The sequence below is a fragment of the Methylomonas sp. ZR1 genome (genome assembly GCF_013141865.1).
In the GTDB taxonomy this organism is placed as follows: domain Bacteria; phylum Pseudomonadota; class Gammaproteobacteria; order Methylococcales; family Methylomonadaceae; genus Methylomonas.
Map to the genome: position 1 here is coordinate 905,510 of NZ_RCST01000001.1, position 12,397 is coordinate 917,906.

Consider the following 12,397-nt stretch of genomic DNA (forward strand, 5'->3'; position numbering starts at 1 on the left):
GAGAAATAGAGATGATGAGAAACCATAAGCACATGCAAGCCCAACCCGTCAAAAGCAAGCTGATGGAATTGCTTGATGAAGTATTGCAGCACGACGGCTTCGGCGAAATCCGGGTCGAGGTAAAAATTCTCAAGCGTCAGCAAAAAGAAGTGATTCTGCACTGCGGCAAACAATACCGCTTTGTGGTGGATAGCAGCTTACCGGGCCAAGCTTGATGCTTCCGGTAGGCACGGTCCGAGTGGAAGGCGGGAGATTGGAATAAGGCCGCTTTAGCCTTATCAATTCCCCTCTTTAGCAAAGAGGGGCCGGGGGAGATTTTTTAAATAATCCCCCATCTTTTGCCCAGTGGGCGCGAGGAATATAGAGAATTCAGGACTAATCCGCGCACGGACGCGCATAACTAAACGAGTGTGATGGGGTCACATCAAAAAACCAAAAAATAAGATGACCAATAGGCTGCGCGAGGCAGTTGCGGCATTTAGATTTGAGAAAACAGTATGAAAGGCAAACAACTGAAAAGACTGCAACACAGACAAGCGGGTTTTACCTTACTGGAACTGCTGGTGGTTATCACGCTGATCGCTACGTTGGCGACAGCGGCATTGGTGGCGTATGACGGCATTGGTGACAGCGCGCAAGCTACTGCTGCTTCCAATAGTACTGCTACGGCCGACGGTGCGATTCGTAACTACCGTGCGGTTACGCAAAAATTCCCAGATCAATGGGATAATTTGGTTGTCGGCTCAGGGGCTAGTGCCGGTTCTGCACCTGCGTTTATGGCTGCTGCAACGGCTTCAAAGTTCTCAAACTGGTCTGTGCCTGCATCTGCTTCCGCTTTTGGTTTGGCATTGAATGATGCCATGGCTGCAGTCAATATCACTGAAATTCAAGAACGTACCGTTGCTACAACCACTGCTGGTATAGAACCAAACCTGCAGCATAACGAAGGTGCAGTTTTTACTGTTTCACCAACTGATGCGGCAGAAAACGATTGGAACGCAATTACTAACGTTGCCATACTGCCTACTTTTGGCACAGCGGCCTGCCAAGTAAATAGTGTAGCGCTACCTGTTACCAAGTTGAGTGGTGATCCAATTAATGGCGATGATGGTGCTCGTCAAAACGTTATCAACGATTCGTTGGAAAGCGACCAGTGTAATCTGGTTATTGCCTTGGGCTTCGGTCACGACGCCGCTCATAGCACTAGCAATTCTTCTGTCGCTATTTCGACAGCACCAACTTTTGTCAGTAAAAATATCAACCCAGCCGTCAATTATGCACGTTACATCGCCTTGTTCCACGTCGGCCAAGATGGCGCGAATGCTGGAACTGTGGACAACAACATTGTAGCCGGTGAATTATTCACTAAACCCCGTCTGCTGGCCGTGGTTGACACCGAAGGCCGTATGATCGACGAGAACATCGCTGATCAAAACCCTAACTAAGTTTAGCTAGGTAAGCCGATTCCCACGGTCCGCCGTGGGAATCCCTGCTAGCTCTGGACTTTGCGGCAGAGTCTAGAGCTAGCCGGTACGGGGCTCCTGGAATTCCGAAGGGTAGCGCTTGGGATAGCCTGCGCCCTGTCGTGGTGGCAAGCCTGCGTGCCTTCCCACGCTGGAGTGTCGGAACAAGGCACTTGGCTGTATAGGAAATTCATAATCGCCACGCGCATAACTATTAACGATTGAATACAAATCATGAAATCGCTCCACTTCTCCAAACTTCCACCGCTCAGCCTGTTGCTATTGGGTTTGCTGCCGATTTTGCCTTGGCTGGCGCCCTGGCATTTGCAGCCGGTAATCACCTTTCATCTGGAATGGCTGGCGTTAGTCGGCGGCTTGCTGGCTTGTGCTGCGGCATTGCCGAGATTGTGGCGTAGTGAGTATTTACAGTTGCCGCGCACGCTGTGGTTGCCTTTAACGCTGGCCGCCTATCTGGCCTTACAAACCAAACTGTTGCCGCAAGTTGTCGTGCCCCATGCCTATATGGGGATGGCTTATTTGGTTTGGGCTGCGTTGATGATGGTTTTGATGGCTCATTTTCGGCAACAGTTTGGTAGTGAACGGGTGGGCGGCTGGCTGGCCGGTGGTTTGGTAACGGCGGCCGCGCTGGTAGCCTGGCGTGAGCTATTTGGGCGCTTATCCGGGGAAATCGGCGATTGGGGCGGCGTGGGCCAAGCCAATAATTACGGTGATTTGTTGGCCTTGGGCAGTGTGTCTTTATTGTACTGGCATGCACTTGGTCGGCTACCGCGGTGGGTATTTGCGTTCTGCGGGTTTAGCCTGATGCTGGGCTTGAGTCTGACGCCTTCGCGTAGCGTTTTATTGTATTGGCTAGTCATCTTTATCATTGCTTGGCGCTACCGTTCCGCCTGGTTGAAACCCATTGGTTTAGGGCTTTTCGGTTATCTGGCCTTGCAGGGTTTGTGGTCGCTGGGGGTGTTGCCCGATGCGCAACTCAGCTCGGCGGAACGCATGCTGCAACCAACCAGCGGCGCCTCGCCGCGCTGGCATATCTGGCAAGTGGCCTGGCACTTGTTTTTGCAGCAGCCCTTGCTGGGCCAAGGGTTTGGGCAATTCGACACCGCGTATTTTCAAGCTGGCCGGTATATTCCGGCACTGCCTACCTATATCGAACACGCGCACAACCTGATTTTGCACTTGCTGGCCGAACTGGGTTTATTGCCGGTATTGCTGCTGCTATTGGCTATCAGCCGCTGGATTCGTCCGGTGCTGGCCGTGGGCGAGGGGACAACGCATCAAGCGTTTAAGACTTGGCTGATGTTGTTGGCGGCCATTTTGGGCATTCACAGCATGTTGGAATACCCGCTGTGGTATGCGCCGTTTTTGGGGGTTGCCGCGATGGTACTGGGCTTGGGAGATGAGTTGAGCCGGCCGATAGCTTGGAAAAAATCCGGCACTGTTATTGCGGGCTTCTGCATTGCTGCTGCCGCGTCTGTGGCAGTTGTACATGAAACCCACTATCTGCGCATGGAGTTGGCTTTGTTAGCGACGGTGGCGCAACCCTCTCAACAACGCTCCGATCATTTGGTGGATGTCTGTCAAAAAGCGGTGACGCAAGCGCCGCTGCTCGAACCTTATGTGCCGATGATTTTTACGTTTACCGGTCAGCCCGATGATTTGGCGATGCGGCCGCAACTGACCGTGTTGGCGGATGTTGCCGTGCGTTTCGTGCCGGCCAACAATTTAGTGTACCGGCTGGCGCTGCTGCAAGCCCTGAACGGCGATCAGCAAGCATCCCAAAAAACGCTGAGCCGGGCCTTGGCCGCTTATCCGAATGATGCTTCAAAGTTTATTGTCGACCTGTTCCATCTTAAAGGCCCGGACAGTGCCAAGGTTAATTTCATGTTGCCGATGCTGGCCTCCACGCTGGGTGCAAAAGTGGTCACCAGCAGCGGCGCGCCTGCCAAGCAACTTTAACTGAGACATTTGATTGGCTGCCGATGCCGGCGTGACGCCAACTTAATGCCAGCTAATCGGAAACGAGGGCTGGCTAGTTTTTAATTTTCACAAGCAAGTAAATGAGGTGTTTATTGTTTGTTTTTAGCGGGATGTTGCGGTCCGTCGCCTGGCGCGATATTGCCGCCGTGCGTTCCAAAACCCTGAAAAGTCGCGCGCAAGCCGGTTTTACCCTGCTGGAATTATTGGCGGTGATTGCGCTGATGGCAGTGGTGGCCGGCACGGCGGTGCTGGCTTATGAAGGTGTGCAGGATCAAGGCCGCCAAGACGCCACCCGGTTTGAAATGGCGGAAATCCGCAATGCGTTGTTGCAGTTTCGCCGCGATAGCGGTAGCAACGATTTGCCGGGGCAGGGTGTTTATGTCTGCGAGGACCCGGCAAACGCCGGCAAAATCAACCCGGATTTAGTCAATTTACCTTCCGAAGCGGGCACTACCGACGCCGCAAAATTGGCCTGGTGCGAATCGCCGGCCAATTTCTGGATGCTGTTTGCGGATCCTTTGGGCAACGGCTGGAATCCGGATACCCGTCGCGGTTGGAACGGTCCGTATTTGCAACGCAAAAGCGCTCTGATGAGTTATGCCGGTGTCGATAATTTGTGGGTGATTACCGATGCCTATCAAGCCAATTACCTCATGTTGGATTTGGATGACGCCGACAAAGCCCGGCTGGTCAGCATCGGCCCGGATAAAACCGACAATAACCCAACGCCCAGTTCCTGCCAGATCGCTGGCAGTGGCGACGATACTGTGCTGTGTTTGTTGCGATGAACTTATTGATCGAAATCGCCAAAAACGCCAAAGCGCAGGCTATCACGCTCCGCCGTGGGAATCGATGCCCGCTTTCGGGCACAGCGCGTAGGGTGGATAAGCGCAGCGCATCCACCGCATGCAAACCTATCCCGGTGGATGCGCTGCGCTTATCCACCCTACCTGCGGTCGGTTCGAGACATCACAAATCCGAGCGCGGCTTTACCCTTCTGGAAATGTTGCTGGTGATTTTTTTGATGGCGCTGGTGGCGTCCACCGGCTTGATGTTGACCGAGGGCGTGGAAGATCAGACCAAATACGACGAAACCAAACGCCGGATGGAAATGATCCGCAAAGCCATCGTCGGCGACCCGAGCCGCACCGTGAATGGCGCGCCGGAGCTTAGCGGCTTTGTGGCGGATATGGGGCGCTTGCCCTTATGTTTGGCGGAGTTATTGAGGCTCGGTGACGAAGTGCTTCCCGCCACTGTTCCGAAAACCTTTAAATCGCCGTGCGATGTCACCGAAATCGTTAGCGAATGGTATTTGGATCAGAACACGGGTGTCGGCATTGGCTGGCGCGGCCCCTATTTACAGGTTATCCCGGAATCCGGCGGCGGCCTGCGTTTCAGAGATGGCTATGGCAACGAGGGCGCGAATGCGGCCGCTGATGCGCTGGATTCAGGCTGGGATTACAGTGTAACCGCAGCGACCGCCAGTTTAGCTAGCGAAGGCATGGATTTAACGGTTGCAACCGATGACGTGGCCGCGCCGCAACTGATTGTCAGCGCCGATTGGCAGGTGCAAATACCGGCGGCAGTGAGTGTGACGTTTGAGAATCAAAGCGGGGCACCATTGCCAGGGTCAGGCGTCAACTTGGTGTTGCGCCTTTACTTATCCGATTTGACGGATTATGTCGATTCGGACGAGGGAACTCCTGATTACTTGGTTTTGACAAGCCTATCAGTATCGGCGAGCGGTCAAAAAACCGAGAACTTTAAGTTGAGTACGCCGCCAATCTTGCCTATCGGTAAACGCGCTTATGCGCTCATTTGCCACGAAGTGCCGCCTGGTGACCCGGATAACTATCGAATTTTCGACGGCGATTGTGTGGCCGGAAATCCAGTCCCGGCTGTGAGCAACATCCGCAGTTTCAGCGTCTTACCCCGCCAGACACTGAATTTGGCCCTTAATTGGATCATTCCATGAGTCCACTTTGTCCGAATCGGTCTCGCTATGTGCGCTCACTGCGGGCCGTCAGTGCCAATACGCTAAGGAAAAAGCTCCTTCTCCCTTCGGGAGAAGGTTGGGATGAGGGGATCAAAATATCGCTTCTTCCCTTATTTATTCCCCTCACCCTAACCCTCTCCCAGGGGGAGAGGGAATCACCCGCTCTTAACTTAATGGCGGTGACGGATGACCGTGTGAACGAGAAGCGGCGGAGCCGAAAAATCAAAGTCCGGGAACCACTTAAATATCCCTTTAACCCAAGCCTCCATGAAATTTAACCGTTTTATCCCTTTCGCTATCCCGTCGCAGTTATTAGTCTGCGAGACCGACGGTTTTTCCTTGCGCGCCGCCGTGCTGCGCCGTGCCGATCAGGATATGGAATTGCTGTATCAGGCCAAAACCGAACAAGTGGATATGGCCGAAGGCCTCAGCGATCTGCTGATTACGCTAAAAAGCCAGGGTTGGCAGGGCGGCGGTTCGGCGATTCTGTTGTCGCCGGCGGTGTTTTCGACGCTGGTGGAGTTACCGGTCAATCCCCGCAAACCCCGGCCATTGTTGCAGATGCTGGAATTGGCGCGCTGGGAAGCGGAGCCGCTGTTGCTGCAACACGTCACCCGCTGGTCGGTGGGGCATTTATTGGTGGGCCAAGGCTATATGACCGAGGAACAAGCGCGGGCGGTGATGGATTTGCAGCAAGGTAAATCCAGGGCCGGCGGCGGTTTGGCGTTGGCCGAGCAGTTTTCGTTACGGCGTTTCGGCGATCTGGCGGTGGAGTTGGGGTATATCAAACGCAGCCAGCTCAATGCGTGCTTGACCGGGCAGGAGTGGTTGAAAGCCGCCGACGAGGCCATCGAAGTCGGCTGGGCGGCGCAGAGTGCGGTGGACGATATACCCGGTACTTTTAACTGGCTGATTAGTTGCGTGCATCAAAGTTTATTGCAGCGCTGGTCGGACGCTTTCGCGCGGCAGGGTTTGAAATTGCAAACCATGTATCCCTTGACCGGTTGCAGCGCGGCCTTACTTCCAGCGACAGAAACCTACGCGGTGCTGCTGGAGACTCAACCCGGTTTGGGGTTTAGCACGCGGCTAGCCGCTGGCGGGATTACGGCCTTGCGCCACTATTTGAATCTGCACAAAGCGCCGCTGGATATTTGCCTGGAAAGCTACCACGCGCTGCATGCGCCGCCGCGCGAGCCGGTGTGGTTGGCTAGTTGGCCGTCGGCACCCGAGCTGGCCGCCAATTTGGAACACATGCTGGAACTGGACTTGCACCCGCTAACCCATGCTGTCGTTGGCGATAAGGTTTCGCCGGGCATGGCCGGAGCGGCTTACCACGCCTTGGGTCTGGCCGAAGCGGAGCGTTGCGTGGGGGTGCGCTTGGGCGGCCCATTGCCGGCACTGCGTGATCGCTTGGAGGTGCGGGCCGCGGCGCTGGTGCTGCTGCTATTGCTGATGGTCGGCGTGGCCGAGCTGTCGTTGTGGGCGCGCAAAAGCAGCGTCGAGAGCTACAAGCAGCAGGTGGACGCCAGCTGGCAAAGTATCGATGAGGCTATTAAGCGCATCAATGCCCAAGCGGCTGAAATCGCCCAGATCAAGGACAAGATCAAGAGTTTGCGCACCGAACAGTCGCGTCTGGAAAATCTGGCCCGCTTCTACGACGAAGACATTCCGGAGCGCATGGATTTGGTAAAGGGCGTGTTGGGTATGCTGCAAACGCTGGTTGACAATGAGGTGGTGATCGAGCGTTTGGATGAGCCGGACAAGTCGGCATTAAAACCGGCCGCGGCGCCGAACGCGGCTCCGCCCAATCCTATCGACGCCAAGCGTATCGAAGCGGAAAACCTGGTGCTGGAGGCCTGGGCGCTCAGCGACAGCGCCGCGCAGACCTTTATCAAACGGGTGGGTGATGCCGCCGCCCGCTGGGACTTGCAGGTTCGTGAGCCCAAAGTGACTTTCGGCAAAGGGCCGCTGCAGAGTAACGGCTTCAGTATTTCGTTGCGGCTGGTCAAATTGGCCGAGCCGGACGGCAAAATCATTCGTTTATCCAATCCAAACCCCCATGAAACTACCCCCTTTGAGTAAGCGCGAACAATGGTTGTCGGCCTTGGCTATCGGCGTGATCGTCATCGGCGGATATGCCTGGTTGCGCTGGGTGCCGGCCAACCGGGAAATCGGCCAATTACAGCAAACGGCGGAAGCCACCGACAAACGCCTGCGCACCGCCGAGATTCCGGAAGAACCGGATGAGGACGTCGAGCGCTTGAAGAGCCAATTAGCGGAACAAGAGCGTTTGCTGGCGGCTATCAAGGAGCAGTCGGACAGCGTGGAAAAACATCTGGCGCCGGACGACTCTCAGTTTCTGATTGTGAATATTTCCAAAGTGGCGCGGGATGCGCAGATTCATGTGCGCGCCAACGAGGTTTTCAAAGCGGCGGTAAGCAGCAATGCCGCGCCGGTTGCGGCGGCACCGGCAACCACCAAGAAAAGCCGGAAAAACAAACCGGCGGCTGCAACGCCGGCTGCTCCCACTACGCCCATCACTGCCGTGATTCCGCCGTTGAGTGCCGGCTGGGTGGCACGGATGTCGCCGGGTTCGTTGTTGGAAAGGCCGCTGCGGCGCCTGGAGGTGGAGGGCACCTATCTGGCTTTGAACCGCTTCATTCACGATTTGGATCGGCTACCGTTTCAAGTGGCGGTGCTGCGTATCAGCGTCGAGCGCATGCCGGTGTTGGCGATGCCCGGCTATCCGCAATCCCTGCTGGCCGAAGTGATTTTGGCGTTGTAAGCGTATGGCTATCAATGACGAACATCTCCTGGAAGCCGGTGTGCGCTGCGGCTTGGTTGAGGCCGCACAATTGGAGCGCTTACGTATTGACGCCCGTCGGCAACGCTTGAGTTTGCTAAGCATGGTTCAGGCCCATTATCGTTTTCCCTTATCGGCCTTGCATCGGGCGGTGGCCGAGCAATACGGCGTGCCGTATGTCGATCTGGATACGCTACAGGTGGAAAGCGCCTTGTTAAAAAAAATTCCGCCCAGTCTGGTACAGCGCAAGTTGCTGTTGCCGGTTAGTGATGGCGAACAGGTGTTACTGATCTGCAGCGATCCGGGCGACCGGGGCGGCATTGATTCGGTGCAACGCTTGTTGGGGCAGGTATTGCCGCTGGCAATGGCCGATCTGGCCTTATTGCAATTAAAGGTAAAGCAGGCATTGGCCGGAAAATCGGCGCCCGAGCAAAGCGGCGCGGTGACGGCGGAGACCGATACCGATTTGGTAGCCATGTTGGACGGTATCATCCGCGAAGCCTATTTTTACCGGGCCTCGGACATTCACTTATTACCGGATGCGCATGGATTGCGAGTCCGCTTGCGGGTGGACGGCAAATTGCGCGATTTTCCGTTGGTTGCCAACGCCGGCGCGGCTGCCGCGTTGGTGTCGCGGGTCAAAGTGCTGGCCGGCTTGGATATAGCCGAACAGCGCATGCCGCAGGACGGTGGTTTTTCTTATCATTTGCCCCGGCCTATCGACAAGGGCTTTAACATTCGGGTGGCGACGGCGCCGACCCGGCTGGGCGAACGGATGACGCTGCGGCTGCTCGGCCAAGAGGCGTTTGGTTTGACGCTGGCCGATCTGGGTATGATGGAAGAAGATTTGCAGCATTTTCGCAAGGTGATACACCGCCCCTATGGCATGGTGCTGCTGACCGGTCCGACCGGGAGCGGTAAATCGACTACCTTGTTCGCCGCGCTCCAGGAAATCAACCGCGCCGACATCAACATCATGACCGTGGAGAACCCGATTGAATACGTGATGCTCGGGGTTTCTCAATTGCAGACCGGGCCGAAAGTCAGTTTTGCCGACGCCCTGCGCTCGTTTTTGCGGCACGATCCGGACGTGTTGATGGTAGGCGAGATCCGCGACCCGGAAACTGCCGATGTGGCCGTGAAAGCGGCGATGACCGGGCATTTGGTGTTTTCGACGCTGCACACCAACAACGCGGTGAGCGCCGTCACGCGCTTGATCGACATCGGTTGCGAACCGTTCCTGATCGGTTCCACGGTGGCGGCGGTGATCGCCCAGCGCTTGGTGCGCCGCTTATGCGGGCATTGCCGCAAACCGCGCTTGGCGACGCCTGCCGAGCTGGCGGAACTGGGGCGGGATGACGATGCCGTGCAGATTTACGAACCGGGCGGTTGCGTGATCTGCCAGGGCAGCGGTTTTCGCGGCCGGCTGGGATTGTTTGAAACGCTGTGGCTGGATGAAACGCTCGCCCGCTTGGTAGCGCGCGGCAGCGACGAGGAAACCTTGGAAGCCAGTGCCGGTGAGCGTCTGAGTTTTATGTGGGAGGACGGTTGCCGTAAAGTGCTGTTGGGCATGACCACACTAGACGAGTTACGTGATGTGGCGGTTCACAAAACCCGCGGCGTGCGCGGAGTAAACTGAGATGGCGGAATTTGTTTACACCGCCTTGGACGAGCGCGGCAACGAGATTGGCGGCAGGCTGCAAGCCGACGATATGGGTAATGCCGCATCGCAATTGCGCCAACGCGGCTTGCGAGTGTTGGCGTTACGGCAGGGGCGCGGCAGCAGCGGTTTTTTCGGCCAGGCCAATTTTTCTGACTGGTTGGCCTCGCAACGTTCGGTAACGAATACGGCGTTGATATTCTTTTTCAGGCAAATGAGTTTTATGCTGCGGGCGGGCCTTCCGGTGGCCCAGGCCCTGGAGCTGGCCCAGGCGCAATTGACCAATCCGCGCTTGAATTTGACTTTACGCCTGATGCTGAAGGACATTCGGGTTGGCCAATCGCTGTCGTCGGCGATGAGTAAGCACAAGGCGGTGTTTCCGGAAATGGCGATCAATTTGGTGGTCGCCGGCGAAACCACGGGCGATTTGGATCAGATCATGGAAAGGTTGGCGATACATCTGGATAAAAGAGCCGCATTGCGGGCACAGACCATCAACGCGATGATTTATCCCGCGATTGTGGTGCTGGCGGCAATCGGCGTCGGCATTTTCATGGTGGTGAAAATCATCCCCAAATTCAGCAAGTTTTTGATGGGCAAAGGCAAAGCTTTGCCGCCGTCCACCCAGTTGCTGGTGGATATATCCGACTTCGTGCGCCAGCATGGCCTTTGGCTGGTAGGTGGTGTGGCGGCTTTGCTGCTGCTGATAGTGTTGATTTATCAAACCCGTAACGGCCGTTTGTGGATAGACCGGCTGTTGCTGCGGCTGCCGGTGATCGGCTCGTTGCTGGTGACCGGTGCGATGGCGCAGATGAACTGGGCGTTGTCGATTCTGCTGCGCAGCGGTGTCACCGTGTTTCAGGCGTTGAAAATTACCGCTAATTTGCTGGGCAACCGAGTTTATGTCGATCAGTTGCTGGCCGCATCCAACCAGATTTTAGAGGGCCGGGATATTGCGCGCAGTATCGATCATCCGCGCATTCCGCCGCTGGTAGTGCAGATGGTTGCCGTAGGCGAGGGGACCGGGTCGCTGGACGAAGTGTTGCAGGAACTGGGCATTTATTACGAAAAGTTGTTGGAAATTGCGATCAAGCGCCTGTCGGCCCTGATCGAGCCGGTGATGATTTTGGTGATCGGTTCGATGGTGGGCTTTGTCTATTATGCATTCTTTCAAGCCTTATTCTCTTTGGTATCGGGGCATTAAATGAGTTTGTCGAATTCAATCAAGCCGATTGCCGGCCTTGCTTTTTCAATGGCGGCACTCGCCGCGCGGGCTCTGGAAGCGCCGGCCACGCCGCTGCCGTTGACGCCTGAGGCGCCGAAGCAGCTGCGCGATCCATTCACGCCCAGCGAACTGATGTACGAAACGGCTGGGGCGCAGGGCGCTGCCGTCGGCGCTTATGGGTTTATGCCGAATCAGGAAACCATGAAGGTGCCTAACCTCAAATTACGAGGTTTGTTGAATCCGTCCGGGAAGGCCTTTATTGCTCTGTTGGAAGTCAGCGGTGTCGGTACTTTCATGGTGCGCGAGGGCGATGAATTCAATTTCGACCCCTCGCAACCCAAGAACGCCATCCGCGTCAGTAAAATTACCCGGCTGAGCGTGACCGTTGAAACCGGTACCTTGGGTTCGATCAGAGTATTGCGCTGAGCGGTTTTAGATAAGGTTTACTGATTGAGTATGTTTAGGTTGACGGCGATGTGGGCCAATTCGGTGGTGGTCTGCACCTGCAGTTTTTTCTTGATTTGCGTCGCGTAGTTGGCGATGGTTTTATTGCCCAAACACAGGTGAATGGAAATTTTCGAGACCGTCAGGCCTTGGGCCAGTAGCCGGAAAATATCGAACTCGCGCGGCGAGAATGCATCGATCAGCGCTTGATACTGCGCATTGGCGGACGGCTCGTCCGCGGGTTTAAGCAGGCCGGGTTCCGTATAACCTTTACCTTGCATAATGCTTTCTATAGCCGGCAACAATAAATTCGGCGCCATGTTTTTAGTGATGTACCCTTGCGCGCCAGCATCCAAGGCTCGCCGCACGTAAACTTGTTCGTGATAGATGCTGTATACCAAAATCCGCGCATTTGCATCCCGTGCGACGATCCGGCGAATGGCTTCCAGGCCGCCGATTCCCGGCATGGATAAATCCATGACCACCAGATCCGGCTTGGACTCGCCATAAAGCTGAATGGCTTGTTCGCCGCGTTCCGCTTCGGCAATGACTTCGACATTGCCGCTAACCGACAATAACATGCGAAAACCCGCGCGTACCACAGCATGGTCGTCGACTAACAATATTTTTAGGGTGTTGCTCATGGCAGCGGTGGAATGGGTGGTGTCATAAATTTCGAAACGGGGCTCTGGATATAAGCTGCTGTTTCGGCCTTAAAGTTGACGGCTATTATCCGGGAGGAAATTCCTGGATTGATGCGGGAAAAATTCTTTTTATGAGCAGGGAAAATGGAGGGGGATTGCAACTG

General features: G+C 55.7%; 11 protein-coding genes. 10 read left to right on the plus strand and 1 reads right to left on the minus strand.

From position 1 onward, the window contains the following. The first annotated feature begins 11 nt into the window (after positions 1-11). The 10 genes from DDY07_RS04050 to DDY07_RS04095 all read left to right on the plus strand — a co-directional run bounded on the left by DDY07_RS04050 (position 12) and on the right by DDY07_RS04095 (position 11,571). Complete coding sequence (locus DDY07_RS04050) at positions 12-215, plus strand: hypothetical protein (protein ID WP_201799028.1); 204 nt, start codon at positions 12-14, stop codon at positions 213-215. A gap of 282 nt (positions 216-497) precedes the next feature. Next, positions 498-1,445, plus strand: coding sequence for a type II secretion system protein (locus tag DDY07_RS04055; protein WP_171694894.1), 948 nt, complete (start codon positions 498-500; stop codon positions 1,443-1,445). A 252-nt stretch (positions 1,446-1,697) separates the two neighbouring features. Further along, complete coding sequence (locus DDY07_RS04060) at positions 1,698-3,440, plus strand: PglL family O-oligosaccharyltransferase (protein ID WP_171694895.1); 1,743 nt, start codon at positions 1,698-1,700, stop codon at positions 3,438-3,440. Between the two features lie 131 nt (positions 3,441-3,571). Next, a complete protein-coding gene (locus DDY07_RS04065; RefSeq protein ID WP_171694896.1) occupies positions 3,572-4,249 on the plus strand; it encodes a type II secretion system protein in 678 nt (225 codons plus the stop codon). Next, positions 4,246-5,436 carry a type II secretion system protein gene (locus DDY07_RS04070; RefSeq protein ID WP_171694897.1) on the plus strand — a complete coding sequence of 397 codons (1,191 nt, stop codon included), beginning with the start codon at positions 4,246-4,248 and terminating at the stop codon, positions 5,434-5,436. The genes DDY07_RS04065 and DDY07_RS04070 overlap by 4 nt, the downstream gene beginning before the upstream one ends. A 288-nt stretch (positions 5,437-5,724) precedes the next feature. Next, positions 5,725-7,539, plus strand: a complete 1,815-nt coding sequence (locus DDY07_RS04075) for a hypothetical protein (protein ID WP_171694898.1) — start codon at positions 5,725-5,727, stop codon at positions 7,537-7,539. Then, positions 7,517-8,242, plus strand: coding sequence for a hypothetical protein (locus tag DDY07_RS04080; RefSeq protein WP_171694899.1), 726 nt, complete (start codon positions 7,517-7,519; stop codon positions 8,240-8,242). Before DDY07_RS04075 ends, DDY07_RS04080 begins: the two co-directional genes overlap by 23 nt. Positions 8,243-8,246: 4 nt before the next feature. Continuing rightward, complete coding sequence (locus DDY07_RS04085) at positions 8,247-9,899, plus strand: GspE/PulE family protein (protein ID WP_171694900.1); 1,653 nt, start codon at positions 8,247-8,249, stop codon at positions 9,897-9,899. 1 nt (position 9,900) lies between these two features. Further along, complete coding sequence (locus DDY07_RS04090; protein WP_171694901.1) at positions 9,901-11,124, plus strand: type II secretion system F family protein; 1,224 nt, start codon at positions 9,901-9,903, stop codon at positions 11,122-11,124. After that, a complete protein-coding gene (locus tag DDY07_RS04095; RefSeq protein ID WP_216614704.1) occupies positions 11,125-11,571 on the plus strand; it encodes a hypothetical protein in 447 nt (148 codons plus the stop codon). A gap of 17 nt (positions 11,572-11,588) precedes the next feature. On the opposite strand, the gene DDY07_RS04100 is transcribed toward DDY07_RS04095, so the two are convergent. Continuing rightward, a complete protein-coding gene (locus DDY07_RS04100; RefSeq protein WP_171694902.1) occupies positions 11,589-12,233 on the minus strand; it encodes a response regulator transcription factor in 645 nt (214 codons plus the stop codon). Between the last annotated feature and the right edge of the window lie 164 nt (positions 12,234-12,397).

What these genes read in the sequence shown, in the direction of transcription:
- DDY07_RS04080 (WP_171694899.1), top strand. Translation starts at nt 7,517, where the DNA reads ATGAAACTACCCCCTTTGAGTAAGCGCGAACAATGGTTGTCGGCCTTG.
- DDY07_RS04050 (WP_201799028.1), top strand. Translation starts at nt 12, where the DNA reads ATGATGAGAAACCATAAGCACATGCAAGCCCAACCCGTCAAAAGCAAG.
- DDY07_RS04060 (WP_171694895.1), top strand. Translation starts at nt 1,698, where the DNA reads ATGAAATCGCTCCACTTCTCCAAACTTCCACCGCTCAGCCTGTTGCTA.
- DDY07_RS04070 (WP_171694897.1), top strand. Translation starts at nt 4,246, where the DNA reads ATGAACTTATTGATCGAAATCGCCAAAAACGCCAAAGCGCAGGCTATC.
- DDY07_RS04055 (WP_171694894.1), top strand. Translation starts at nt 498, where the DNA reads ATGAAAGGCAAACAACTGAAAAGACTGCAACACAGACAAGCGGGTTTT.
- DDY07_RS04065 (WP_171694896.1), top strand. Translation starts at nt 3,572, where the DNA reads ATGTTGCGGTCCGTCGCCTGGCGCGATATTGCCGCCGTGCGTTCCAAA.
- DDY07_RS04075 (WP_171694898.1), top strand. Translation starts at nt 5,725, where the DNA reads ATGAAATTTAACCGTTTTATCCCTTTCGCTATCCCGTCGCAGTTATTA.
- DDY07_RS04090 (WP_171694901.1), top strand. Translation starts at nt 9,901, where the DNA reads ATGGCGGAATTTGTTTACACCGCCTTGGACGAGCGCGGCAACGAGATT.
- DDY07_RS04100 (WP_171694902.1), bottom strand. Translation starts at nt 12,233, where the DNA reads ATGAGCAACACCCTAAAAATATTGTTAGTCGACGACCATGCTGTGGTA.
- DDY07_RS04095 (WP_216614704.1), top strand. Translation starts at nt 11,125, where the DNA reads ATGAGTTTGTCGAATTCAATCAAGCCGATTGCCGGCCTTGCTTTTTCA.
- DDY07_RS04085 (WP_171694900.1), top strand. Translation starts at nt 8,247, where the DNA reads ATGGCTATCAATGACGAACATCTCCTGGAAGCCGGTGTGCGCTGCGGC.